The following is a 24,862-nucleotide window of genomic DNA, read 5'->3' as shown; positions in this document are numbered from 1 at the left end:
TCTCGTCAAATAACGCCGTCAGGTAAAAAACTGATGGCGCCTACGCCAGCCCCCATCTACATTAATACAACCGCTGTAAACCGAAAAATAGCATGTCCTCTAATACTCAACAAGGCAAGGGGGCTATCTTAAATAAACGTAATAATATCACGGCTCTCATCACGCTTAGCGCCCACAAACGAAAGAAAATAAGGTCCTTACCTCCAGCGAGACCCTGTGCAGTTACGGGTGACACTGAGCGACATACGACCACTAACGACCGGGGAATAAGACATGCCGAGGCCAGTTGGAAATAAAGAGTATGTGATGATTGATATGTCCTTCATGCAGGATGAAACTGTTCAAAAGGCAGTCAATGTAAATAACCGATCTTTCCAGATGATAAATTCAGCGGATCTGCCATTAATAGGTCACAGTAGTTCAACTTCAACCTTAAATGATCTCCTGGATCGCGCAGAAAACCGATCTCTCCAATCTTTTAGTTCGGAGTATCGGGATGCATCGAGTCGAAGCAGTTCGACGTTAACACTGAATGATACTCTCGATAGCACCAAAAACCGCCTCTTCCAACCGGTTAATTCAGACGGTTTAGGCTTAATAACGCGGAATAGTTCTACGTTAACGTTAAATAACCTTCTTGATAGCGCCGCTGGCAACGAACTCACTGTTCATCACCGACAAATGGGTTCCCAATTCTCATTAAATGACCTTCTGGACGCAATGGGAACAGAAGCGGCTGTTTCAGAAACGGCTGCCAATCAATACGGTGATTGTATAATAAAAATCCCTCATGACAGGACACCCGCTGTCAACGACGAAGTTAAATACATCGAAGCCAGGAATACCTGTGTCACGATCCCCGAAGAAATGCTCTCTCTTCGGACTGAAGTCGCCACCAATGATGTATGCCTTGAACTTGATGCTAAAATTCTGAAGATTTTAACGTGTCGTTATCAGTATCAATTAGATGCTATCGTTGGTGATATCATGCCGGCAGAGAGTGATAACGCCGAAAAAGTCCGCCAAATCATGAGAATGTACGCTGAACAATACAGACTCGTTTATGAGAAATCTGGCTGTTTTTACAAAGCATATATGTCATTGCATAAATGTGTGGAAAATTTATTACCCTATTCTTTCAGAGCGGGTGGGAATATTAGTTTTCATCTTTTGATACAGGCGCTTTTTTTTGATGGAAAATATGATAATGCGGACTTAAAACGCGAAAGTATAACACCAGAACCTACCGCGCCAATAACTATGAAACCGGACGCTTTCTTTAATAGCGTCCTCTCATTAAACTTATCGCAAGTTAAACTCTTTGGCGACATTATATCTGCATTACTCTTCCATTTCCCAAGTATTTTTTACCAGTATCCTAAGTTAAGAGATGAAATAAATCAGTGCATAGAGAAACGTACTGTGACGGGTTCCGTGGTTGCCAGACTCACGTTGTGCCTGGCAAGCACGCTATTAGCGATCGCACCACTTGTAATGCTAAGTGGTGCAATGCAGGCAGGAACAATACTTCGACATGTAGGAAGAGGTATCAGCTATATAGATATCCCTATCGTCTTAACTGTATTAGGTGAAAGCTGGTATCAAGCATACAAATATGGCTCATCAGGAAACGAAAAAGCGGCGCAGAAGTTTATCGCTCAAGAAGCAACGTTCAAGACAACACAACGGGTTCTAAGTCAGGGGTTAAGTTTATTCTCATCTTTATCTGGCTCAATTATGCGAAGCATAGGTAAAGGAACAGCTCCAGAAATGATGTTAATGTTTATTATAAATACATTGAATCTTTTTCTGCACCAAAATCCATACGAAGGTACGTCAGTCGGCGCAAAAGCATTAAAAAGGGCGGCCTACCTGACTGGCAATGAGGCGACTACTGTGCAAACGATAGCCTTGCTGGTAGATCTTAAGAGTACGGGGGCCATTACCCAGCGATTATTTAACTGTTCAGACAGGCTCGTTTACATGATAAATCTTCGAAGAACACGTCCAAAGGATCAAGTGCATATATTAAAAGAGGTTATTAGTGCTTGTTCGCGCGGACACCGCGCTATTTTACAAGAAACGGATAAACAGAGGTGCCTGACAGCGATAGACCACATCTATAATGGTGATTTTAATCCCGCTTTATTAGAAGGCCTACCCGAAGAATTTACTGTTTTCCTTACTTACTTAAATACGTTACGAAAAAGAGATGCGTCATGCCTGAGTCTGGGCAACGAGGTAAACGAAAAAATCATTGCGGCGCTCATAAAAGTGCTTTCCTTCCGCGAAACCGTTTTGCTTGAGAATACCTGAGAACATCATTTTTTATGACGCAACGCGCTCTTATTTTTCATAGACGCACATCTCTGGCCAGAACATGTATACTCTGGCACCTGACTATGATGCTGAAAATCTCCGCAATCAGACGGCGGTTTCTTGCGCTACGCCTTCGGGTACAGTAGCCTGATCGTACTTTCATCCTGGTATCGAGTTTCCTGCATGTTAAAGCGCGTGTTTTACAGCCTGTTGGTCCTGGTAGGCTTGCTGCTGTTGACGGTGCTTGGCCTCGATCGGTGGATGAGCTGGAAAACAGCGCCCTATATCTATGACGAGCTACAGGATCTCCCCTACCGCCAGGTTGGCGTCGTGTTAGGGACCGCCAAATACTATCGCAAGGGTGTCATTAATCAGTACTATCGTTACCGTATCCAGGGCGCGTTAAACGCTTACAATAGCGGTAAAGTTAATTACCTGCTGCTCAGCGGCGACAATGCCCTGCAAAGCTATAACGAACCGATGACCATGCGCAAAGACCTTATCGCGGCGGGCGTCGATCCTGCGGACATTGTGCTTGATTACGCTGGCTTCCGTACGCTTGACTCCATTGTGCGTACCCGCAAAGTGTTTGATACCAACGACTTTATTATCATCACTCAGCGCTTCCACTGCGAACGCGCCTTGTTTATTGCGCTGCATATGGGCATTCAGGCGCAGTGTTACGCGGTACCTTCGCCCAAAAATATGCTGACAGTGCGCCTGCGCGAATTTGGCGCCCGCTTTAGCGCGCTGGCGGATCTCTATATTTTTAAACGCGAACCGCGTTTTTTAGGCCCGCTGGTACCTATTCCCACGCAGCATCAGGTGCCGAATGACGCCCAGGGGTATCCGGCCGTTACGCCGGAACAATTGCTTGAACTGGAAAAGAAAAAAGGGAAATGATCATGGATGTACAGACGATATTTGTCATATTAGCCTTTCTGCTACTCCCGCTTTTTTGCTTCCGTGAGGCCTGGAAAGGCTGGCGAACCGGCGCGGTAGATAAAGTTGTCAAAAATGCGCGAAAACCGGTTTATGTCTATCGCCATGCCGATCCCGTACAATATTGGTCTTATCTTTTTCTTTATACCGGTTGCGGTTTTTTATTTACTGGAATGATTATTTATCTTCTTTTTTATCGTTAATCTATTTATTATCCCTTTAAAATTGAGAATAGTTATTATTATGATATAAGGAACAAATGCTGTTTTGCATTCTGGTTTCATTTTTTTGTGAATTCTTTCACAGAATACCCTTCTTTCAATGCTTAGGCTGGCGGTAGATTTTGGATCATTAAAACGCGTTATTTGCGTTTCGCCTTAATTTATTCAAGCATTAAGGAAGATTATATGCCGCAACAAAATTATCTGGATGAACTCACGCCTGGTTTTACGCCATTACTGGCAATAAAAGAGGCTTCACGTTGTTTATTATGTCACGATGCGCCCTGTAGTCAGGCTTGCCCGGCGCAAACCGATCCGGGGAAATTTATTCGTTCTATTTACTTTCGCAATTTTAAAGGCGCAGCGGAAACTATCCGGGAAAATAACGCGCTTGGCGCCGTCTGCGCCAGAGTCTGTCCGACGGAAAAATTATGCCAGCGCGGATGTACACGTTCCGGAATAGATAAACCTATTGATATTGCACGCCTGCAACGTTTTATTACCGATTTTGAACAGCAGACTGCCATGCAGATTTATCAGCCCGGGAGTAAAACACGCGGGAAAGTCGCAATTATTGGCGCGGGCCCGGCAGGTTTACAGGCAAGCATGACGCTCACGCATTTAGGCTATGACGTCACCATTTACGAAAAACAGCCGCAGCCCGGCGGATGGCTGCGTCACGGCATCCCGGCATTTCGTCTGCCGCAAAGCGTACTCGATCAGGAAATTGCCCGCATTGTAGAAATGGGCGTCAATATTAACTGTAATTGTGAGGTGGGCGGGTCGCTATCGCTTGCGCAACTCAAAGCCGAATATCGCGCCGTGCTGATGACCGTCGGGATGTCCTGTGGCTCTGGTTTACCGTTATTTGAGCAAGCCAGTCACGTAGAGATTGCCGTTGATTTTTTACAGCGCACCCGTCAGGCCGACGGCGATATTAGCGTTCCGCGTAGCGCATTAATTATTGGCGGCGGCGACGTAGCGATGGATGTCGCCAGTACGTTAAAAATTCTCGGCTGCCCTTCCGTCACCTGCGTGGCGCGGGAAGAATTAGCCGAATTCCCCGCCAGCGAAAAAGAATTTACCAGCACGCAGGCATTAGGCGTATCGATTATTGATGGCTTTACGCCTGTCGCCGTCAGCGGAAATAAAGTGACCTTCCACCATGTACGCCACTCAGGAGAACTGACGCTGGAAGCGGAAAATATTATTTTGGCCGTGGGGCAGCACGCGCGACTGGATAACTTTGCGGAGATAAAAGCGCAGCATAATATTATCGACACGCACAATTATCAAACCGACGACCCGGCGATCTTTGCCGCTGGCGATATTGTTAAAGGCGATAAGACCGTCGTTTATGCGGTAAAAACCGGAAAAGAAGCCGCTCAGGCTATTCATCATTATTTAGAGGAGGCCTGCTCATGTTAACAAAAGATTTGTCTGTTACCTTTTGCGGCGTTAAGTTTCCCAATCCGTTTTGTCTCTCTTCTTCTCCGGTAGGCAACTGTTATGAGATGTGCGCCAAAGCCTATGATACCGGCTGGGGCGGGATCGTTTTTAAAACCATTGGTTTTTTTATTGCCAACGAAGTCTCTCCACGTTTTGATCACCTGACCAAAGAAGATACCGGTTTTATTGGTTTCAAAAACATGGAGCAAATTGCTGAACATCCGCTGGAAGAGAATCTGGCCGCCATTCGACGGCTAAAACAGGATTATCCGGACAAGGTGCTGATTGCTTCTATCATGGGGGAAAATGAGCAGCAGTGGCAGGAACTGGCGCGTCTGGTTGAGGAAGCCGGCGCGGATATGATTGAGTGTAACTTCTCTTGCCCGCAGATGACCTCACACGCCATGGGAAGCGATGTAGGGCAAAGCCCGGAGCTGGTTGAAAAATACTGCCGCGCCGTAAAACGCGGTTCATCTTTGCCAATGCTGGCGAAAATGACGCCGAATATTGGCGATATGTGTGAAGTCGCGCTGGCCGCCAAACGCGGCGGAGCCGACGGTATCGCCACCATCAACACCGTGAAATCCATTACTAACATCGACCTGAACCGCAAAATCGGGATGCCGGTGGTTAACGGTAAATCCAGCATCTCCGGTTATTCAGGAAAAGCGGTGAAACCCATTGCGCTGCGTTTTATCCAGCAGTTGCGAATGCACCCTGAACTGCGCGATTTCCCGATTAGCGGTATCGGCGGCATTGAAACCTGGGAAGACGCTGCCGAATTTCTGCTGCTGGGCGCAGCGACCCTACAGGTGACGACAGGCATTATGCAATACGGTTACCGCATTGTAGAAGATATGGCGAGCGGCCTCAGCCACTATCTGGCCGATCAGGGATTTGCCTCATTACAGGAGATGATCGGGCTGGCGAATGGCAATATTATCCCGGCGGAAGAGCTGGATCGCAGCTATATCGTCTATCCGCGGATTAATCAGGAGAAATGCGTCGGCTGCGGACGTTGCTATATCTCCTGCTATGACGGCGGTCATCAGGCGATGGAGTGGGATGAACACAGCCGCACGCCGCATTGCAATACGGAAAAATGCGTCGGTTGTCTGCTGTGCGGTCATGTCTGCCCGGTCGCCTGTATTGATTTAGGCGAGGTCAAATTTAAAAAAGGCGAAAAAGAACACGCGTTAACGCTGTAGCTCACGGTATGAAGCCCGGCGCGCAGTTTCGCTGCGCCGGGTTATCTGATAAGCAAAGCAATAGGTCTGGAGAACTACTTCTTACGCGCGTATTTCAGCGAGTCCAGCGCCACGGCGAAAATGATAATGCCGCCTTTGATAATGTACTGCCAGTACGGGTTTACCCCGATATAGGTCAGGCCGTAGTTGATGACGGTAAAGATAATGACGCCGGTCACCACGCCGAAGACCGTCCCCACTCCGCCGCTAAACGATACGCCCCCGACCACGCACGCGGCAATCGCATCCAGTTCATACATAAAGCCGAGGTTGTTGGTGGCAGAACCAATACGCCCTGCTTCCAGTAAGCCGCCGAAGGCATAAAACACGCCGGAGAGCGCATAAATCATCAGCAGGTTCAGCGCCACGTTTACGCCAGAAACTTTTGCCGCTTCCGGGTTGCCGCCAATAGCAAAAATGTTTTTACCAAAACGGGTCTTATTCCACAGCACCCAGACAAACGCTACCGCAATCAGGGCGTAAAAGGTGATGTAGGAGAGCCGGAAACTGCCCATCGCCACAAAGCCCTGCGCAAAGGTGGAAAAGCCGCTGTCAAAGCCGGAAATGGGCGAAGCGCCGACAAAGTCATAATAAAGGGAGTTGATCCCATAAACGATAATCATCGTGCCAAGCGTGGTAATAAACGGCGTCACATTCAGGTAAGCAATGATGATGCCGTTCACCAGGCCAATCACCGCGCCAATCGCGCAGACAATCAGGATGACCAGCGCAATCGGCATGGTCGCCATTTCCGGAAACACTTTATTGGCGTTTTCCATTGATTGCAGTAATGTTGCCGCCACGACCGCCGCCAGCCCTACCTGACGCCCCGCCGACAGATCTGTCCCCTGGGTGACGATGAGTCCCGCCACGCCCAGCGCGATAATAATACGTACCGAAGATTGCGTCAGAATATTACTTAAATTCAGCAAACTTAAAAAAGTCGGGTCCTGGAAAATAATAATCGCCAGCAACACTAAAAGAACGACGTAAATTCCGCCCTCTTTCAGCCAGGTCAAAAAGCTTTTCTTGTTTAACGCACTCATAAGGAGCCCCTGATCTTAAAGGTGCAAAGAAGCAAGACGCAAAATTTCGTTTTGCGTTGTTGTTTTAGTATCGACAATGCCGGAAACGAGACCGTTACTCATCACCAGGATACGATCGGTAATCCCTAACAGCTCCGGCATTTCAGAAGAGATAATGATGATCCCCTTGCCTTTTTTCGCCAGTTCCGCAATAAGCTGATAAATTTCAAATTTTGCGCCGACATCAATGCCGCGGGTCGGTTCGTCCAGCATTAGTATTTCCGGCTGCGTTAATAGCCAGCGACCAATGATCACCTTTTGCTGATTGCCGCCGGAAAGCGAACCAATTTGCGTGCGATGCCCCGGCGTTTTTACCCGCATGGAATCAATGACCCATTGGGTGTCGCTTTTCATCCGGGAATTATCCAGTAAGCCCACTTTATTTTTATAATTACGGATATTCGAAATTAATGAGTTAAATCCGATATCCAGATAGGCGTAAATTCCGGTGGAACGACGCTCTTCCGTCACCAGCGCAAAACCGTGGTTAATCGCTTCGTTCGCAGTGTGATTATTAATTTTCTTGCCATGTAAAGTGATTGTCCCGGACGACTTCTCACGAATGCCAAACAGCGTTTCGACGATATCGGTACGCTTTGCCCCAACCAGACCGGCAATGCCCAGAATTTCGCCCTTGTGCAAATCAAAGGAGACATCGCGAATGGAAGGCTGGCGCAGCGAGGTCAGGTGACGAACCTCCAGAATCACATCGCCCGGCTTATTTTCTTTATCCGGAAAGCGCTGGTTCAGGGAACGCCCGACCATCATCGCAATGATCTTATCCATATCCAGCCCTTCCAGCGGCTGGGTGGCAATCCACTGACCGTCGCGCAAGATAGTAATTTCATCGCACAATTGAAAAATTTCTTCCATTTTATGCGAGATATAAACAATGCCGCAGCCGCGTTCTTTCAGCTTGCGAATAATGGTGAACAGATGATTAACCTCTTTCTCAGTTAACGATGAGGTCGGTTCATCCATAATAACGATCTTAGCGTTATAGGAAAACGCCTTCGCAATTTCGATCATCTGCATTTGCGAAACGGATAACGTTCCTACGCGCGCGCGTGGGTCAATATCGATATCCAGTTCATCAAATATCGCTTTGGTATCCTGGTACATTTTATCCTGGTCGACAAACATACCTTTGGTGGGATAACGTCCCAGCCACATGTTATCCATGACCGAACGTTGTAATACCAGGTTTAACTCCTGGTGTACCATCGAAATCCCATTCTCCAGCGCTTCTTTCGCCGAATGGAAGTCCACTTCTTTTCCCTGAAATACAATGCTGCCGGAGTCTTTTTGATAAATACCGAAAAGACATTTTAATAATGTTGATTTGCCTGCGCCGTTTTCGCCCATTAATGCATGAATAGAGTGCGGACGAACGTTTAAGTTGACATTATCAAGCGCTTTCACGCCGGGAAATGATTTGTTAATGCCACGCATTTCCAACAAATATTCACCCGACGGCGGAGAGATCGTGCTGCCCATAATGATACCCTGTCGGCCTTTTTAATTATGACTATCCGCGCCGGATGGCAAAAGAAATACGTTATCCGGTCTGCGGCGCGTCACCCTTCCACGGTTTCAGGGCGCAACAAAATTGCGCCCACAGACGGAAAAGTTATTTTTGGGTAAATTCGCTCAGATTGTCTTTGTCCACGCCGACATAAGGCACGCGCACGATTTTATTCTCAATCTTCCAGTTGGTGCCGTCAGCCGCGCCCTTGCCTTCGGCGAGGTTTTTCGCCAGATCGAATGTCGCTTTCGCCTGATTGTTAGCGTCATTCAGTACCGTACCGGCCATCGCGCCTGATTTCACCAGCGCCAGCGCTTCCGGTAACGCATCGACGCCAAAGACCGGAATCGACGATTTATTATGCGCTTTCAGCGCCTCTACCGCGCCCATCGCCATCGCATCGTTATTCGCGATAACCACTTCAATCTTGTTAGCGTTCGGGCCAGACAGCCAGGCATCCATCTTATCTTTTGCCTGCGCGGTATCCCACATGGCGGTGTCTAACGCCAGTTGCTCGGTCTGAATACCTTTATCATTTAACTCTTTCACCACATACGTCGTACGGGCTTCAGCATCCGGGTGCCCCGGCTCGCCTTTCAGCAGAACATACTGAATTTTACCGTCTTTATTCAGATCCCAACCCTGATTCGCCTGCCAGTGTTTGGCAATCAAGTCGCCCTGAATCACACCGGATTCTTTAGAGTCAGTCCCGACATAATACGCCTTGTCATAGCTGTCCAGCGCTTTGCGGGAAGGCTCTTTGTTAAAGAACACCACCGGCACATTTTGCCCGCGCGCTTTCTCAATCACCGTACCGGCGGCTGCCGGGTCGACCAGGTTAATCGCCAGAGCTTTAACCCCTTTCGCCAATAAAACGTCAATTTGATCATTCTGTTTGGACTGATCGTTTTGCGAGTCATTCATCAGTAGCTGAACATCCGGCGCGGATTTGCCATCTTTTTCAATAGCCTTACGCACCACGGACATAAAGTTATCGTCATATTTATAAATCGTCACGCCAATACGAGTATCAGCCGCGTGCGCGTGCGCGCCGAATAACAGACTTGCCATCACGGCAGAAAGGGTCAGTACCTTCTTATTCATGGTAGCTCCGGTTTTATTATGTAGGGTATAGCGTAAAAAAATGCCCGGCTGTTCAGCACGTTAACGCATGTTACTGAACGCCGAAGCGTATTTAGAGCCTATCCCACCAGGCGTTATTGGCGCAGCCAGTTTGGACACGGACAGCGCGCAAAAACCGGAGCGTACACGTAGTACGTGAGGTTTGACTCGCTACGCTCGCCCTTCGGGCCGCCGCTAGCGGCGTTCAAAACGCTAACGCGTTTTGGCGAGCACTGCCCAGGTCCAAAATGGCAAGTAAAATAGCCCTAATGGGATAAGCTCTTATTCAACTCTTTATTTTTGTCCGGTAGTCGCGGGATATTGTGATAACGGTTTTTATAAGCGAAATACCCCAGCAAAACTGACAACTAACTGTTACACATTGGTTACAGTGCGACAAACGTTGTCATCATAGCTATCACAATGTTAATAAACCGTGAATTTACTCACAGATTGAAAACGGTTACATGCGGGGCGTAATCAGTTAGTGATCAGTACCGCATTCTGTCGCCACGCCACCGAATGGCGCCGCACCAGCGTCGGCATAAAGCAGTGCGTCGCCGTGATATCCAGCGTGCCTGCGGCCCCCTGTAACGCCAGCTCGGTCGCGATTTTCGCCATAGAAGCAATAGGATAGCGCACGGTAGTCAACTGAGGATCGGTATAACGAGCAATAGGGATATCATCGAAACCGATGACAGACAGATGCAAGGGAATGGCGATGCCGTTATCTTTTAACGCCGTCAGCGCGCCCGCCGCCATGTTATCGTTATAGGCAAATACCGCCGTCAGTTGCAGATTGCGTCCCAGCAACTCAACCATTGCCGACTCGCCGCCCTGCATATCCGGCGTACCGGTGCCAATCCAGCTCTCCGACGCAGCAACCCCCTGCTCTTGCAGCGCGTGTAACCACCCTTCTCTGCGCATCGCGTCATCTTCAATACGGTGGCTGGAGGCCAGGTAGCCGATGCGTTGATGTCCATTATTCAGCAACATTCGGGTCGCCATTCTGGCGCCGCTCACATTGTCGAGACAGACACAACGATGCGCATAACCCGGCACGATACGGTTAATCAGCACCATACCGGGGATCTGATCCATAAAGTCGCTCAGCTCGCGATCGGTTAAGGCTTTTGAGTGAACAATCAATGCGTTACAACGCTGACGGATCAAGACTTCAATCGCATGGCGCTCTTTTTCCGCCTCATGATAACTGTTGCCAATGAGAACATATTTCTGGTGCTGCTGCGCGACCAGATCTACGGCTTTCACCAGAGCGCCGAAAAAGGCATCGGAAACATCCATGACCACGACGCCGATGGTGTCGCTCACCTGGGTGGCCAGCGCTTGCGCATTCGCATTTGGCCGATATCCCAGCAGGGTGACGGCCTGCATAACGGCGTCACGGGTGTCGGGACTGACCAACGCGCTGTTATTCAGTACGCGGGAAACGGTCGCTACAGACACGCCAGCCTGGCGCGCTACATCACGAATGGTGATCATATTCACAGCCCTGTTTGAGTTCAAAAATGCTCACAAATGCCCCGTTAGCAGGCGGCTATTTTGTCAGCACCCTGCCCAGGGCTGCGTGAGAAACATCACAGGGATGGAAACGGTTACAGCCATTTTGTTAATGAATGTGATCCAGATCGTTATCTGAGCGATCCTGACGCGCGCAACGTGAGTTGACGCCATAACCACTCGACCGGTCCCTGTCGCCAGAAACGTAGCCAGATGACGGAAAAGAGAAGGTTTATTGCCCATACCGGAACGACAAAGAACAAGAGTTCCAGTCGATTGAATTCCATAAATAAGCCAAACTGATAAAACAGCGTGGTACAGATGATCGTCTGCAGCAGATAATTGGTCAGCGCCATTCGCCCTACGCAGGCAATGGCAAGCGTCAGTCTGCATCGGCTAAGCTGCGGCCAGAAGCCAAACATCAGCGCGGCATAGCCCAGCGTTTGCAACGGCGCGCTCAGTTCGCGCGGCGCCTGCAATAAGAAGGCGCACCAGCGGTACGCCCAGTCCAGCCGCCATTGTAAGATGACCGCAGGCAGGTTGATCATTAGCCCTAACGCCACCAGCAGAACCCCGGTACGGCGATAGTGCCGCAGACTGTACTGACCTTTCAGCCAGCCGCTACGCATTAGCGCGGCGCCCAGCAGCATCATACCCGCCAGTTGCCAGCCATACTGCGCGCCGAGCGCCAGTAAACTATTCGACAGCATCTCTGCCCGGTTGCTGATAGCCTCCATGCCGCCGTTCAGCTTCCAGTATTTTTCATACAATATTGCCGACGCATCCGGCGTCCAGGCGCGGCTGGTTTCGCTACTCGATACCACGCCCAGCAGCAGTAGCACGCCAATCCCGACCAGATAAAGGAGTATGCCGGTATTGAACAGGCTTTTTACCGAAGGCGCGTCGCGTACCAGTCGCCAGCAAATTAACCCGACCAGACCGTAGGCCAGCAGAATGTCGCCGTCCCAAAAGAATAACGCATGGATAAAACCTAACAGTACCAATAGCGTTAAGCGCGACTGAATCCACTGTTTACCACGCGGAAGCAGCATTTGTAGCCCCGCGCCAAACAACAACGCGAACAGCGTAAGAAACTTAGCCTGCGCCACAATATCGAGAATCGCCCAGGACCAGGCGTCTTCGGGAACGATCGCGCCATACCAGGCGGGATTGAGATAAGCCGCCTTCGGCAATCCAAAGGCGCTAATGTTAAGAAGCAGGATACCGAGGATAGCGACGCCACGTACAAAATCCAGCGTGACATTACGCTCCATCGTCTCCGCCTTAATCATGGATGATGGCGAACGGCACGCAGAAACTCCTGGCGCGTATTCTGGCTGGACTTAAACAATCCGCCCAGCGACGTCGTCGTCGTGGCGCTGGTTGCGTCACGAATACCGCGCGCTTTCACGCAGTAATGCACCGCATCAATCGATACCGCTACATTATTGGTGCCGAGCAAGGTTTGCAGCGCCGTCAGAATTTGTTGGGTCAAACGTTCCTGAACCTGCGGACGCTGGGCGAAGAATTGCACGATGCGGTTAATTTTCGACAGGCCGATCACGGAATCTTTGGGGATATACGCGACGGTCGCTTTGCCATCAATGGTCACAAAGTGATGTTCACAGGTGCTGGTCAGCGTGATATCGCGGACGGTGACCATTTCATCCACCTTCATTTTATTTTCAATGAGGGTAATTTTCGGGAAATTGGCATAGTCGAGGCCGGCGAAAATCTCGTCAACATACATCTTAGCGATACGATGCGGCGTTTCCATCAGACTGTCATCGCTCAAATCGAGATTCAACAACTGCATAATCTCAGTCATATGCCCTGCGATAAGGCTTTTTCGCGTTTTATTATCCAGTTCATCCATAGGCGGGCGCAGCGGCGTTTCCAGCCCCCGGGCAACCAGCGCGTCATGAACCAGGGCCGCTTCTTTACTGAGTGATGGCATTAATCGTGTTCTCCTGCAGGTGTGGCGCCTCTGCCCTACATGGGGCAAAGTTTGTCAATATTGTGACAGTGTGATTATTGTGCGTGAGGTAGCGCACATAATCCAGTATTCACGCCCATAATTGTTGAAATTGTCGCTGCCTTTCATGACATCTTTTCCGGTGCGAGAATGCTGGCAGGACAAAGGGCATATTTGTTAACGCAACGTTATTTAAATGATGAAGCATGTTTATGTATTACGGAAGTGAAAGTTACTCACAACGCGGTGAATAATCTGTATTATGAAGAATCTGCATACCTTATCAGGTTCACCATAAAAGGAGCCCCCGCATGGAAATGCTCGAAGAGCACCGATGTTTTGGCGGCTGGCAGCAGCGCTGGCGTCATCATGCCGCCACGCTAAACTGCGCCATGACATTCAGCATTTTTCTTCCGCCGACTCAGGATAATGAACCGCCTCCGGTACTGTACTGGTTGTCCGGATTGACCTGCAATGATGAGAATTTTACCACCAAAGCAGGCGCGCAGCGTATCGCAGCAGAACTGGGCATTGTATTGGTGATGCCGGATACCAGTCCACGCGGTGAACAGGTCGCCAACGATAGCGGATACGATTTAGGCCACGGCGCCGGGTTTTATCTCAATGCCACACAGCCGCCCTGGGCCAGCCATTATCGTATGTACGATTACCTGCGCGATGAGCTTCCGGCGCTTATCCAGACACAGTTTAACGTCAGCGACCGTTGCGCCATCAGCGGGCACTCGATGGGCGGCCACGGCGCGTTAATCATGGCGCTGAAAAATCCGGGCAAATACACCAGCGTCTCTGCTTTTGCGCCCATCGTCAACCCCAGCCGCGTGCCGTGGGGAATCAAAGCGCTTACCGCTTATCTCGGCGACGATGAATCAGCGTGGACTGAGTGGGATAGCTGCGAATTAATGCTGGCCAGCCAGCCGCAGGACGCCATTCCTGTGCTCATCGATCAGGGCGACAGCGATCAATTCCTCGCCGATCAACTTCAGCCCGCCGTACTGGCGGAAGCCGCGCGGCAAACCGCCTGGCCGATGACGCTACGAATCCAGCCCGGTTACGATCATAGCTATTATTTTATTGCGTCCTTCATCGAGGACCATCTGCGCTTTCATGCCCGGTATTTACGGGACGAGCGTGAGACGTCACCAACATAATGAATTTTCCAGCGCCGCGCTGTAATTCACCTCCTCCGACTGCGGCGCGGAAGATTTATTATTTAAATCCGCGGCCTGCTGGCGTACCTGAAGGCGGCCGCTGCCCTCTCCGCCTTCATAACTTTCGTGAAAATTACGCAGCTCGGATTCAAACAGCACCGCATCAAGATTATGCAACTTATCCAGCGCCCGCAGGAGAGAAATTAACGTATCAAGATTGAGCCCTCCCCCCTTCTCGATACGCTTGATGGTGGCAATGCCAACGTGCGCGCGATCGGCAAGCTGCTGCTGGGTCATCGAAAGAGACAGACGCGTCTCCTTTAAGCGGGCGCACAACGACAGGATAATCTCGTCGTTATTCATCGTATTGTATTTCACGCTGTTACCCTCTCTTGCGCGGCTGAATTTTCCCCAGCGAACCATGATACGTTTCACGGTATTTAGCGCTCATGTCTTTACCGGTCTCGTACATCGCAGCAATGATCTCATCGAGCGAAATACAGGGTTCGCTTACACGACTCATCGCCATCGTCGCCGCGTTTATCGCTTTCACGGCAGAGATGGCATTTCTCTCTATGCAGGGAATTTGTACCTGTCCGCCCAGCGGATCGCAGGTCAATCCCAGATGATGTTCCATGGCAATTTCAGCGGCGCTCAGCGTTTGCTCCACGGATGCTCCCATCAGTTCAGCCAGGCCCGCCGCCGCCATTGAGCACGCCACGCCGATTTCCCCCTGACAGCCAACTTCAGATCCCAGAATAGAGGCGTTTTGTTTAAACAACATCGCGATAGCGGCGGCGGTCAGGAAGAAACGGGTCAGAGCACCGGGCTCCAGCGGCGTGACAAATTTATCATACCAGCAGAGCGCTGCCGGAATGATGCCGCACGCGCCATTGGTTGGCGCGGTAACAATCTGTCCGCCGCTGGCATTTTCTTCGCTTACCGCAATCGCGAAGGCATTGACCCAGTTCAGCGCGGTTAAAAAATCGCTGGCGGAACGGTTAGCCTGTAACGTCTTATGTAACGCACAGGCGCGCCGCGGTACCTGATAGGGACCGGGTAATACCCCCTCAGTATGCAGACCGCGATAAACCGCCTGCTGCATCACGTCCCATATTTGCGCCAGATAATTCTGCAATGTCTGTGGCGAGTGGCGGCACAGCTCATTTTTCATCATCAGCGCCGCCACGGACAGGCCGTTATGCCGACACAGCGCCAGCAACTGCGCGGCATGACTAAATTCAAAGGGCGACACTGTACGCAAAGGAAGCGATGGCGTCAGCGGCTCGCCATGTTTGCGAACCTGTCCGGCGCCGGTCGAAAACCAGGTCTCTTCATACACCGTGAAATAATCATCTCTGGCGCGAAACGTCATGGCATAAGGATGGCCTGGATGCGCCTGGTGATTGGCGATAATCTTGACTTTTATCGTGATTCCGCCCGCCTCGGAGAGCGGGAGTTCGATTTTGTTTTCATTTTCCGCACGCTTAATCACCGCCATATGCGAACGGAGATCGACATTCTCCGGCTGGCAACCCAGCAGCCCAAGATAAAGGGCGGTATCCACATTGTGGCACTTGCGGCTTAACGATAACGCGCCATACAGCTCGATTTCAACTTCCCGAATTAGCGGCAACGTCTCTTGTTCTCTGAGCAATGAAATAAAGTGACAGGCGGCGCGCATCGGCCCTACGGTACGTGAGCTGGATGGACCTATTACTATTTTGAATATATCAAGGCAACTCTCCATCGTTATATCAATCCTTTCAGTCTCATTCGCGTTCAGTAATAAATAACATCCTCGCACAGTTGGCATATCAAAAGTGATACCTTTTGTGTCTGAACTTTACCTGGTATCAAAAACAACGCTTTTTTAGCCCTTTTCTGGCGGTGATATCTGTGATAGCACGAGATTCCACGCCGCAAAAGAGTCATTATAATACCCGTAAATTAAGGGAGTTATCATATGAGCATTATTTATTTTATTACCACACAGGATATCGATACGTTTCAGAAAAAATTACAGGAAACGTTATTTGATGCCGTCACCATGCCGTTTCCGCTATTATTTGATAAACGTTATGCCGCGCTTATCAATACCGCTTATTTAAAGCTTACGCTGCCAGCGGAATGTCTGACGCCTGAATTTTATCGCTATTTACGCGAACTCTCATTGCAATGGCAGTTTGATTTTTTTATTAAGCCGCAGCCACTGCCTGCTAACGGTATTATCGCGTTTGATATGGACTCGACATTTATTGCGGAAGAAGGCGTGGATGAAATTGCCCGCGAGCTTGGCATGTCGACGCAAATCACCGCCATTACCCAACAGGCGATGGAGGGCAAGCTTGATTTTAACGCCAGTTTTACCCGACGTATCGGAATGTTGAAAGGCACACCGAAAGCAGTGCTGAACGCCGTATGCGATCGCATGACCCTTTCGCCAGGCCTGTTAACTATTCTGCCAGTCATCAAGGCCAAAGGATTTAAAACCGCGATTATCTCCGGGGGACTGGATATATTCACCCAGCGTCTAAAAGAACGGTATCAACTGGATTATGCCTTTTCGAATACGGTTGAAATACGCGATAACGTTCTGACGGATAACATTACCTTGCCGATTATGAATGCCGCAAACAAAAAACAGACTCTGGTTGACCTGGCTGCCCGGTTAAATATTGCCACGGAGAATATTATTGCCTGCGGCGATGGTGCCAACGATCTGCCGATGTTAGAACATGCTGGCACCGGTATTGCCTGGAAGGCGAAGCCGGTTGTACGGGAAAAAATCCACCATCAGATTAATCATCACGGTTTCGAATTGCTTCTTTTTCTTATTGAAGATGAATTATAACGCGACTCACCTCGCCGGAAGGGAATTTTAAAATGAGTATAAAAACATTTATTTTCAGCCAGCCCGATAAGCCGATTGTAAAAGAGAAAAAAGAGATAGACCAGACCTATAAAAAATTTCGTCTTGAGATTATCGCCTCGGTCTTTATCTCTTATGCCGTCTTTTATCTTACCCGTAAAAACTTCTCCGCCGCGATGCCGGCCATGCTGACGGAAACGTCACTGACCGCAGAAGACTTCGCCATTATGTCTTCTATTTTTTACATTCTTTATGGCGCGATGAAGTTTGTCGGCGGGATGCTGGTCGATAAAATTAACCCGAAAGCCATGACCGGCCCGGTGCTGATTGGCGTGGGGATTGTAAATATTCTGTTCGGCTTTTCCGATAGCGTGGCGGCATTCTACGTGTTGTACAGTCTCAACGCGATCTTACAGGGCACCAGCTTTCCGCCGATGGCGAAAATTATGGCCTCGTGGTTTTCGAAAAACGAACGGGGACGCTGGTGGGCTATCGTTGAAGCGGCGCACAATATCGGCGGCAGCCTCGCGCCGCTGCTGACCAGCTTTGCTATCGCCTTTAGCGGTAGCTGGAAAATGGGGTTTTATGTTCCCGGCGCCATTTCGCTGCTGATGGGAATAGTGGCGCTATTTACCATTAAAGATCGTCCCGGTACGTTAGGTTTGCCCAACGTGGGGCAGTGGCGTAACGACCCGACGGAACTGGCCCAGGTCAAGGCCAGCCCGGTCAACCTGAGCTTCTGGCAGATTTTTGTGAAATATATCCTGACCAATCCACTGGTATGGATCATTATTATCGGTGATATGTCGGTTTATATTGCGCGCACCATCCTTAACGACTGGCCGCAGATTTACTATTCGCAGGTTCACGGCTGGAGCCTGATAAAAGCGAACTCGATTATTTCCTGGTTTGAGGCGGGCGGACTGGCAGGTGGGTTGCTGGCAGGCTACTTGTCTGACTTTATGTTCAAAAGTAACCGCTGGATGACCGGGTTAATCTTCGCGTTAGCGCTGTGCATATGCATCGTACTGGTGCCGCTGGTTCAGGATACCTCTTACACCCTCACCGCGATTCTGTTCACCATCATGGGCTTCGCCTTATACGGACCGCATATGCTTTTTGCCGTCGGCTGTCTGGATGTGACCCATAAGGATGCGGCGGGATCGATTACCGGCTTTCGGGGATTGTTCAGCTATGTCGGCGCGGCAATGGCCGGTGTGCCGGTAATTATGGTGAAAAATAGCTGGGCGTGGTCGGGCGTTTATATCTATGCGTTAATCGCCATTCTGCTAACGACTCTGTCGCTGGCGCTGCTCTCCAGGCTGCATCGGTTATAACATTCTGGCGACAGCGGCAAAACGCGGCTGTCGCCAGTCTCTGTCAGAAACGGTAATCCACCGCCATAAAGTAACGACGTCCGTCTTCGGTATAACCGTAGTCGTCGCGTTTGAGATCTTTATCGCCCACGTTCAGAACGCCCGCACGCAGTTTAACGTTTTTCGTCGCCTGCCATGCCGCGCCGGTATCCCAGACCACGTACCCACCCGGCGTTTTCGCCGTTGCGCTGTCGGCCCGCTTACGCCCGGTATAATTCCCTGATACGTAGAATGACCAGTCTTCGAGCTGCGTCGGTTTCCAGTCCAGCGTACCGTTCGCGGTGTGGAACGGCAGATCGGAAAGCGGCTTGTTCCCGCCATTACTGACGTCGCGTCCGTCGTTATAGGTGTAATTCAACGACAGTTTCCACGCCTCGTTAAACGGAACTTTCAACTCGGTTTCCACGCCCTGAATACGCGCTTTATTCACGTTGTAATAACGGAAGACCGGAACGCGCTGTCCCCGACTGTTGGTTTCGAAACCGACAAAGTTGGAATAGCCGGGCGCGGCGTTAACGTCAGCGGTACGGCTAATGCTGATGCGATCGTCTACATCGTTACGGAACGTGGTAACGCTCGCTTCCACGCCCTCCAGTATGCCCTCTTCACCCCGGTAATAAAGGCCGAGCTCCCAGCTTTCACTGGTTTCAGGTTTCAGATCCGGGCTACCGACAATGCGGCATCCGCCACGGCAGGAGTTGGTCGTCCAGTCCGGACTTAATTGCAATAGCGACGGCGCTTTAAAGGCCGTGGCCCACCCACCTTTCACCGTCAGGGTATCCGTTGCGTTATAGACCAGATAAGCACGCGGGCTCCAGTGATCGCCATAGGTTTCATGGTCATCCATACGAATACCGGTGGTCAGCGCCAGCGGTTCGAAGATGCGCCACTCATCTTCAAGGAACAGAGCATACTGGCTGGCGGAGGTTTTAGTACTGGAACCGCCGGTCAGGTTCACCGCATCGCTCAGTTTATCGTGACGCCATTCGCCGCCGAAGGTGAGGAACTGGTTGACAGGCGCTAACGGCAGAACGTATTTCCCGTCAATCGAATTGCTTTCTGACGTGATAGGGCTACTGTTGCCGGGGTTTTTGTTTTCCACTTTTTCGCCGTAGAACTTGAGCTCGCTGTTGCCGAGATCCCAACGTCCGTTATGGCTCAACGCGTAGTTTTGCCGTTCCAGACGGTTTTTATCCAGCGAGTCGGAGTCCCGGTCCTGGCGATCAAAACCGTAGCCTGCGGTAACGTCATGATTTTCGTTTGGTGTCCAGGCAAACTCGACGTTTCCATCCCGGCTGGTAAATCCTTCAATGCGCGGCGTTTCACCCGTAGCAGTGGTGGCGGAACTCTGCTGCTCGTCTTTTTCGCGTTTCGCCAGGCTACCGTAGGCTTTCATTCCCAGCACGCCGTCGATCAGCGGACCGCTGGTAAAGAACTGACCGTTATAGGTATCGCCACGGTCGCGATGTTCCTGAATAGTGGAGTCAACCGTGACGCTGCCATGCCATTTCTGACCAATCTTTTTGGTGATAATGTTGACCACGCCGCCCAGCGCATCGGAGCCATACAGCGAGGACATGGGGCCACGCACCACTTCAATGCGTTCGATAGCGTCAACCGGTATCCAGTTCAGATCAAAATCATTATGGCGGAAGACCGCGTTACGGGAGTTAACGCGCTTACCGTCGATCAGGATCAGCGTATAACTGCTGTCCAGACCACGAATACTCACGCCTTTACGGTTATCCCCTTCGTTAGTGAGCTGTACGCCCGGCACCTCTTTCAGGACATCTTTCAGGTTTTGCACGGGCCTGCGCTGTAAATCTTGCTGGGTAATGACGCTGATACTTGCTGGCGCATCTTTCAGATTTTGTTCGATGGCGGACGCGGTAACGACCATGGTTTCACCATCATCCGTTGCCGCGGCAACCGGCCAGGCCAACGTAACTGCGGACATACAAAGCCCTACCCGAACGAAAGGGTTAAACCTAAACATTCCATTTCTCCATGAGGTAAATACGACAAAAAAAATCGGTTATCGCTCACAACGCATTACGTTTCGCCTGCGATAACGGTTATCACGGCGAACTCTTTTTATGCAGGCGAGTCGGGCTCATGAGTGACGGTCGCGCCCGAATCTTCATCCTTTCTGATTTCAAGCGTAACGATAAAGCAAACGATAATAATTATCAATTTAATTGTTAATAATTATGTCATTTGAACCAATCATGAAGAAAAAACAAAAAACCCTCTCGAATGAGAGGGTTAGAAGGGTCAGGTTCAGGCAGTCCGTGCCGGATAGCGGCATAAAGCCTATCTGGCCTATGACGAGAATACCGCGTTACTTTTTAACGCGTTCCGGGAAGTGCATTTCGCTATAGCGCACGAAATGCGTACCTTTTATCAGCTTGTAGCCGAACCAGATAATCAGGAACAGCGGAATACCGATATAGGTCGCCGCGACGCCGCCCCAGTCGATGGTATCTTTCAGGAACGCTTCATAGTTCTGCCCCAACGTAATAATCAGGCACAGTACAAAGGCGAAAATCGGCCCCAGCGGGAAGAACCCGGAACGGTACGGCAAATCATTCACATCATACCCTTGTATCACGTAACCGCGACGGAAGCGATAATGGCTAATGGCAATCCCCAGCCAGGCGATGAAGCCCGTCATACCGGAGGTGTTCAACAGCCACAGATAGACCGTCTGGTTGCCGAACATTGAGGTCAAAAAGCAAAGACCGGCAATCACGGTGGTGGCATAAAGCGCATTGCGCGGTACGCCGCCGCGGGACAATTTCGCAAAAATACGCGGGGCCTTACCGTCACAGGCCAGGGTGTAGAGCATACGGGTCGAGGCATACATCCCGGAGTTACCCGCAGACAGTACTGCAGTCAGGATAACCGCATTCATTATCGCCGCCGCAGACAACAAGCCCGCATGCTGGAACACTAAGGTAAACGGACTGACGCTAATGTCTTTGACGTCGTTACGCAGCAGGTTTGGATCGGTATAAGGAATGATCAGGCTGATAATCAAAATCGCGAAAACATAAAACAGCAGAATACGCCAGAACACCTGACGCACCGCGCGCGGAATATTCTTCTCCGGGTTTTCAGATTCCCCGGCGGCAATACCAATCAGCTCAGTTCCCTGGAAAGAGAAGCCCACGATCATCGCGACGCCAATCATTGCCGCAAAACCGCCAGCGAAAGGTGCATCGCCCGTCGTCCAGTTGCTCCAGCCGACCGGCTCGACACCTTTAAAGATGCCGATAATCATCGCTACGCCAACGATGATGAAGATAATAACGGTCGCGACTTTAATTAACGAGAACCAGTACTCCGCTTCGCCAAAACCGCGCACGGAAATGTAGTTCAGCAAGAAAATGACGCAGAGGAATAGCGCGCTCCAGATCCAGCCCGGCGTGTCCGGGAACCACCAGCCCATCACCAATTGCGCGGCAACCAGGTCAACAGCGATAGTCACCGCCCAGTTGTACCAGTAGTTCCAGCCCAGCGCGAAACCAAAGCCTTCTTCCACATAGTTCTGACCATATGTCGCAAACGAGCCAGATACTGGCATATAGGCCGCCAGCTCGCCAAGGCTGGTCATCAGGAAGTAGACCATCAAACCAATCAGAATATAAGAAAACAGCGCGCCGCCTGGCCCCGCCTGAGAAATTGTCGCACCAGATGCAACGAAAAGACCTGTCCCGATGGAGCCGCCAATGGCAATCATCGTCAGGTGACGCGCCTTTAATTCGCGACGTAGCGCGGGCGCTTCTGTGGTTTTAGTTTTGGAACCCATGTGAAAATGCTATCCATCCAAAAAATGAGGCGCGATTGTAACAGACGAAATACTATCCTTCCGACACAAATGCGCGGTTATAAGAGACCTTCATGACCGGCCACGGATTATAAGTAAAGCAGAGAATAACGTATACGTAAGCGGATACTAAAAATGGCGATGCCGCCCGGGCAGCCCTCCTCTTCACCTTTATTCACAGTAACTCAAAAAACGCTGCAACGCGTTAGAAAGATGTTTCTGCCGATGATGAACACGCCACAACGTGCGCACCAGGCGCGGTAACGGCACCGCGACTTCGCCCAGGGTTCCCGCCTGGAGTTGTTCAGCAATCACCCGGCGCGATAAACAGCTTATCCCCAGTCCATGACGCACCGCATGTTTGATCGCTTCTGAATTCCCCAACTCCATCGCCATATGAAAGCGCGGCAAATGCGACAACAGCAAATAATCGACAATTTCCCGCGTACCGGAACCGCGCTCGCGTAAAATCCATGGGGATGCCGCAAGCTGTTCCAGCGTCACCGGCCCCTGCGTCAGCGGCGAGGACGGCGCGGCAAAGACCACCAGCTCATCTTCCAGCCACGGCTCAGAAATAATCTCTGTACTGTGACATGGTCCTTCAATCAGGCCGATATCAACCCGAAAATCCAGCACCGCGTTAATCACGTCCTGGCTGTTTCCCACGCTGAGTTCCAGCGGTAAGGCCGGATAATGCTGGCGATAGCGGGCAATCATGGCGGGTAAAATGTAATTGCCGATGGTGCTACTGGCATAAACCCGTATCGCGCCGTTATCCTCACGAAATAGCTGCTCAATTTCTACCGCTTGCTCCAGCAATGCCAGCGCGCGCGGATATAACAAGCGCCCATGTTCGTTGACCACCAGCCGTTTCCCCACCCGATCAAACAACTGTACGCCGAGCTGACCTTCCAGATCGGTGAGCGCGGCGCTAACGGCGGACTGCGATAATGACAGCATGACCGACGCCTGGGTTGTTGAACCGCTTTTCAGTACTTCAGCAAACACTTCAAGTTGTCGTAGCGTAATATGCATAGTCGTATCCCACCGATAGCGTTTCACTTACCACTTATAAAGATTAATTATAAATATATAATCAATTTTATTTTTAAACCAGATCACCGTAACCTTATTGTCCATATACAGGAGAAGGTTATGACAGAACTCACCTTGCAGAATCATCGTCGTACAATGTGGCATTTTATACCGGGGCTCGCTCTGAGCGCCGTCATTACAGGAGTCGCCCTGTGGGGCGGCGCTATCCCTGCCGTTGCAGGCGCGGGGTTCAGCGCCCTGACCCTGGCTATCCTGCTGGGTATGGTTATCGGGAATACCGTCTATCCACAAATATGGAAACAATGCGACGGCGGCGTGCTGTTTGCAAAACAACATTTACTGCGTTTAGGGATTATCCTTTACGGCTTCCGCCTTACCTTTTCACAAATCGCCGATGTGGGTATTAGCGGTATTGTGATTGACGTATTAACGCTTTCTAGCACGTTCATGCTGGCCTGCTTCTTAGGCCAAAAAGTCTTTGGTCTGGACAGGCACACCAGCTGGCTGATTGGCGCCGGTAGCAGTATCTGCGGCGCGGCGGCGGTACTGGCGACAGAACCGGTGGTAAAAGCGGAAGCCAGTAAGGTTACTGTAGCCGTCGCGACTGTCGTTATTTTCGGCACCATCGCTATTTTCCTTTACCCGGCAATGTATCCGCTGCTGGCGCACTGGTTCAGCCCGGAAACTTACGGCATCTATATCGGCTCAACCATGCATGAAGTCGCGCAAGTGGTCGCAGCGGGTCATGCCGTTAGCCCGGATGCGGAAAATGCGGCAGTTATCGCTAAGATGCTGCGTGTCATGATGCTGGCGCCGTTCCTGATCATTCTGGCGGCACGCGTTAAACAGCTTTCACCGGCGACCGGCGCGGAAAAAAGCAAAATTACCATTCCGTGGTTTGCTATTTTCTTCATCGTAGTGGCGATCTTCAACTCTTTCCACCTGCTGCCAAAAGCCGTGGTGGATATGCTGGTGACGCTGGACACGGTGCTGCTGGCGATGGCAATGGCGGCGTTGGGTCTGACCACTCACGTTAGCGCATTGAAAAAAGCGGGGGCGAAACCGCTGCTGATGGCGCTGGCACTATTCGCCTGGCTGATTATTGGCGGTGGCGCCATTAACGTCCTAATCCATAGCCTTATCGCATAAATTAT

The 24,862-nt window shown here is 50.6% G+C and carries 20 protein-coding genes; 9 read left to right on the top strand and 11 right to left on the bottom strand.

What is annotated here, in order from left to right; genetic code table 11:
• Nucleotides 1-273: 273 nt before the first annotated feature.
• The 5 genes from ACLD11_RS14940 (at nt 274) to preA (ending at nt 6,139) form a co-directional block, all read left to right on the top strand.
• Nucleotides 274-2,316, top strand: a complete 2,043-nt coding sequence (locus ACLD11_RS14940; protein WP_411015065.1) for a hypothetical protein — start codon at nt 274-276, stop codon at nt 2,314-2,316.
• Between the two features lie 186 nt (nt 2,317-2,502).
• Nucleotides 2,503-3,222, top strand: coding sequence for an outer membrane permeability protein SanA (gene sanA, locus ACLD11_RS14935; protein ID WP_000920081.1), 720 nt, complete (start codon nt 2,503-2,505; stop codon nt 3,220-3,222).
• Complete coding sequence (locus ACLD11_RS14930) at nt 3,219-3,464, top strand: DUF2542 family protein (RefSeq protein ID WP_000605187.1); 246 nt, start codon at nt 3,219-3,221, stop codon at nt 3,462-3,464. The genes sanA and ACLD11_RS14930 overlap by 4 nt, the downstream gene beginning before the upstream one ends.
• 204 nt (nt 3,465-3,668) lie before the next feature.
• Nucleotides 3,669-4,910: an NAD(P)-dependent oxidoreductase gene (locus ACLD11_RS14925; protein ID WP_411015064.1), complete on the top strand. Its 1,242-nt coding sequence runs from the start codon at nt 3,669-3,671 to the stop codon at nt 4,908-4,910.
• Complete coding sequence (gene preA, locus ACLD11_RS14920; protein ID WP_000956097.1) at nt 4,904-6,139, top strand: NAD-dependent dihydropyrimidine dehydrogenase subunit PreA; 1,236 nt, start codon at nt 4,904-4,906, stop codon at nt 6,137-6,139. The genes ACLD11_RS14925 and preA overlap by 7 nt, the downstream gene beginning before the upstream one ends.
• A gap of 74 nt (nt 6,140-6,213) precedes the next feature.
• Here preA and mglC read toward each other — a convergent pair whose 3' ends face one another.
• The 6 genes from mglC to folE all read right to left on the bottom strand — a co-directional run bounded on the left by mglC (nt 6,214) and on the right by folE (nt 13,388).
• On the bottom strand, nt 6,214-7,224 hold the full coding sequence (gene mglC, locus ACLD11_RS14915) for a galactose/methyl galactoside ABC transporter permease MglC (RefSeq protein ID WP_001275101.1): 1,011 nt from the start codon (nt 7,222-7,224) through the stop codon (nt 6,214-6,216).
• A 15-nt stretch (nt 7,225-7,239) separates the two neighbouring features.
• On the bottom strand, nt 7,240-8,760 hold the full coding sequence (gene mglA, locus ACLD11_RS14910) for a galactose/methyl galactoside ABC transporter ATP-binding protein MglA (protein ID WP_000535907.1): 1,521 nt from the start codon (nt 8,758-8,760) through the stop codon (nt 7,240-7,242).
• Between the two features lie 133 nt (nt 8,761-8,893).
• A complete protein-coding gene (gene mglB, locus ACLD11_RS14905) occupies nt 8,894-9,892 on the bottom strand; it encodes a galactose/glucose ABC transporter substrate-binding protein MglB (RefSeq protein WP_001036942.1) in 999 nt (332 codons plus the stop codon).
• Between the two features lie 498 nt (nt 9,893-10,390).
• Nucleotides 10,391-11,413: an HTH-type transcriptional regulator GalS gene (gene galS, locus ACLD11_RS14900; protein WP_000628634.1), complete on the bottom strand. Its 1,023-nt coding sequence runs from the start codon at nt 11,411-11,413 to the stop codon at nt 10,391-10,393.
• A 149-nt stretch (nt 11,414-11,562) separates the two neighbouring features.
• Nucleotides 11,563-12,705, bottom strand: coding sequence for a DUF418 domain-containing protein YeiB (gene yeiB / locus ACLD11_RS14895; protein WP_079969447.1), 1,143 nt, complete (start codon nt 12,703-12,705; stop codon nt 11,563-11,565).
• 14 nt (nt 12,706-12,719) lie between these two features.
• Nucleotides 12,720-13,388, bottom strand: coding sequence for a GTP cyclohydrolase I FolE (gene folE, locus ACLD11_RS14890; RefSeq protein ID WP_183059265.1), 669 nt, complete (start codon nt 13,386-13,388; stop codon nt 12,720-12,722).
• Nucleotides 13,389-13,717: 329 nt separating this feature from the next.
• Between folE and fghA the strand changes: the two genes are divergently transcribed.
• Nucleotides 13,718-14,575: an S-formylglutathione hydrolase gene (gene fghA / locus ACLD11_RS14885; protein WP_411011758.1), complete on the top strand. Its 858-nt coding sequence runs from the start codon at nt 13,718-13,720 to the stop codon at nt 14,573-14,575.
• On the opposite strand, the gene ACLD11_RS14880 is transcribed toward fghA, so the two are convergent.
• Nucleotides 14,564-14,953 (bottom strand): helix-turn-helix domain-containing protein, encoded by a 390-nt coding sequence (locus ACLD11_RS14880; RefSeq protein ID WP_000876817.1) that lies wholly within the window; start codon nt 14,951-14,953, stop codon nt 14,564-14,566. The two genes, fghA and ACLD11_RS14880, sit on opposite strands and share 12 nt — an antisense overlap.
• A 4-nt stretch (nt 14,954-14,957) precedes the next feature.
• Entirely contained in the window at nt 14,958-16,325 is a 1,368-nt protein-coding gene (locus ACLD11_RS14875; protein WP_411015063.1) for an L-serine ammonia-lyase, read from the bottom strand.
• A 216-nt stretch (nt 16,326-16,541) separates the two neighbouring features.
• Here ACLD11_RS14875 and serB point away from each other — a divergent pair, with 216 nt between their 5' ends.
• Complete coding sequence (gene serB, locus ACLD11_RS14870; RefSeq protein WP_411015062.1) at nt 16,542-17,429, top strand: phosphoserine phosphatase SerB; 888 nt, start codon at nt 16,542-16,544, stop codon at nt 17,427-17,429.
• Nucleotides 17,430-17,461: 32 nt separating this feature from the next.
• Entirely contained in the window at nt 17,462-18,784 is a 1,323-nt protein-coding gene (locus tag ACLD11_RS14865) for an MFS transporter (RefSeq protein WP_079790450.1), read from the top strand.
• 43 nt (nt 18,785-18,827) lie between these two features.
• On the opposite strand, the gene cirA is transcribed toward ACLD11_RS14865, so the two are convergent.
• From cirA to yieE, 3 genes are all read right to left on the bottom strand, one after another.
• Complete coding sequence (cirA, locus tag ACLD11_RS14860) at nt 18,828-20,819, bottom strand: catecholate siderophore receptor CirA (RefSeq protein WP_411011761.1); 1,992 nt, start codon at nt 20,817-20,819, stop codon at nt 18,828-18,830.
• A 345-nt stretch (nt 20,820-21,164) separates the two neighbouring features.
• Entirely contained in the window at nt 21,165-22,634 is a 1,470-nt protein-coding gene (lysP, locus tag ACLD11_RS14855; protein WP_175067230.1) for a lysine-specific permease, read from the bottom strand.
• Nucleotides 22,635-22,823: 189 nt separating this feature from the next.
• Entirely contained in the window at nt 22,824-23,687 is an 864-nt protein-coding gene (gene yieE, locus ACLD11_RS14850; protein ID WP_000548316.1) for a DNA-binding transcriptional regulator YeiE, read from the bottom strand.
• Nucleotides 23,688-23,807: 120 nt separating this feature from the next.
• On the opposite strand from yieE, the gene ACLD11_RS14845 reads away from it, so the two are divergent.
• Nucleotides 23,808-24,857, top strand: a complete 1,050-nt coding sequence (locus ACLD11_RS14845; protein WP_000137966.1) for a YeiH family protein — start codon at nt 23,808-23,810, stop codon at nt 24,855-24,857.
• The last annotated feature ends 5 nt before the right edge of the window (nt 24,858-24,862 follow it).

The organism is Salmonella sp. 741265116_PST (assembly GCF_046567715.1).
Classification (GTDB): domain Bacteria; phylum Pseudomonadota; class Gammaproteobacteria; order Enterobacterales; family Enterobacteriaceae; genus Salmonella; species Salmonella enterica.
This window is presented reverse-complemented; position numbering and strand designations above follow the sequence as displayed.

Coding starts and splice junctions, on each gene's coding strand:
- ACLD11_RS14940 (WP_411015065.1), top strand. CDS start 274: ATGCCGAGGCCAGTTGGAAATAAAGAGTATGTGATGATTGATATGTCC.
- sanA (WP_000920081.1), top strand. CDS start 2,503: ATGTTAAAGCGCGTGTTTTACAGCCTGTTGGTCCTGGTAGGCTTGCTG.
- ACLD11_RS14930 (WP_000605187.1), top strand. CDS start 3,219: ATGATCATGGATGTACAGACGATATTTGTCATATTAGCCTTTCTGCTA.
- ACLD11_RS14925 (WP_411015064.1), top strand. CDS start 3,669: ATGCCGCAACAAAATTATCTGGATGAACTCACGCCTGGTTTTACGCCA.
- preA (WP_000956097.1), top strand. CDS start 4,904: ATGTTAACAAAAGATTTGTCTGTTACCTTTTGCGGCGTTAAGTTTCCC.
- mglC (WP_001275101.1), bottom strand. CDS start 7,224: ATGAGTGCGTTAAACAAGAAAAGCTTTTTGACCTGGCTGAAAGAGGGC.
- mglA (WP_000535907.1), bottom strand. CDS start 8,760: ATGGGCAGCACGATCTCTCCGCCGTCGGGTGAATATTTGTTGGAAATG.
- mglB (WP_001036942.1), bottom strand. CDS start 9,892: ATGAATAAGAAGGTACTGACCCTTTCTGCCGTGATGGCAAGTCTGTTA.
- galS (WP_000628634.1), bottom strand. CDS start 11,413: ATGATCACCATTCGTGATGTAGCGCGCCAGGCTGGCGTGTCTGTAGCG.
- yeiB (WP_079969447.1), bottom strand. CDS start 12,705: ATGGAGCGTAATGTCACGCTGGATTTTGTACGTGGCGTCGCTATCCTC.
- folE (WP_183059265.1), bottom strand. CDS start 13,388: ATGCCATCACTCAGTAAAGAAGCGGCCCTGGTTCATGACGCGCTGGTT.
- fghA (WP_411011758.1), top strand. CDS start 13,718: ATGGAAATGCTCGAAGAGCACCGATGTTTTGGCGGCTGGCAGCAGCGC.
- ACLD11_RS14875 (WP_411015063.1), bottom strand. CDS start 16,325: ATGGAGAGTTGCCTTGATATATTCAAAATAGTAATAGGTCCATCCAGC.
- serB (WP_411015062.1), top strand. CDS start 16,542: ATGAGCATTATTTATTTTATTACCACACAGGATATCGATACGTTTCAG.
- ACLD11_RS14865 (WP_079790450.1), top strand. CDS start 17,462: ATGAGTATAAAAACATTTATTTTCAGCCAGCCCGATAAGCCGATTGTA.
- cirA (WP_411011761.1), bottom strand. CDS start 20,819: ATGTTTAGGTTTAACCCTTTCGTTCGGGTAGGGCTTTGTATGTCCGCA.
- lysP (WP_175067230.1), bottom strand. CDS start 22,634: ATGGGTTCCAAAACTAAAACCACAGAAGCGCCCGCGCTACGTCGCGAA.
- yieE (WP_000548316.1), bottom strand. CDS start 23,687: ATGCATATTACGCTACGACAACTTGAAGTGTTTGCTGAAGTACTGAAA.
- ACLD11_RS14845 (WP_000137966.1), top strand. CDS start 23,808: ATGACAGAACTCACCTTGCAGAATCATCGTCGTACAATGTGGCATTTT.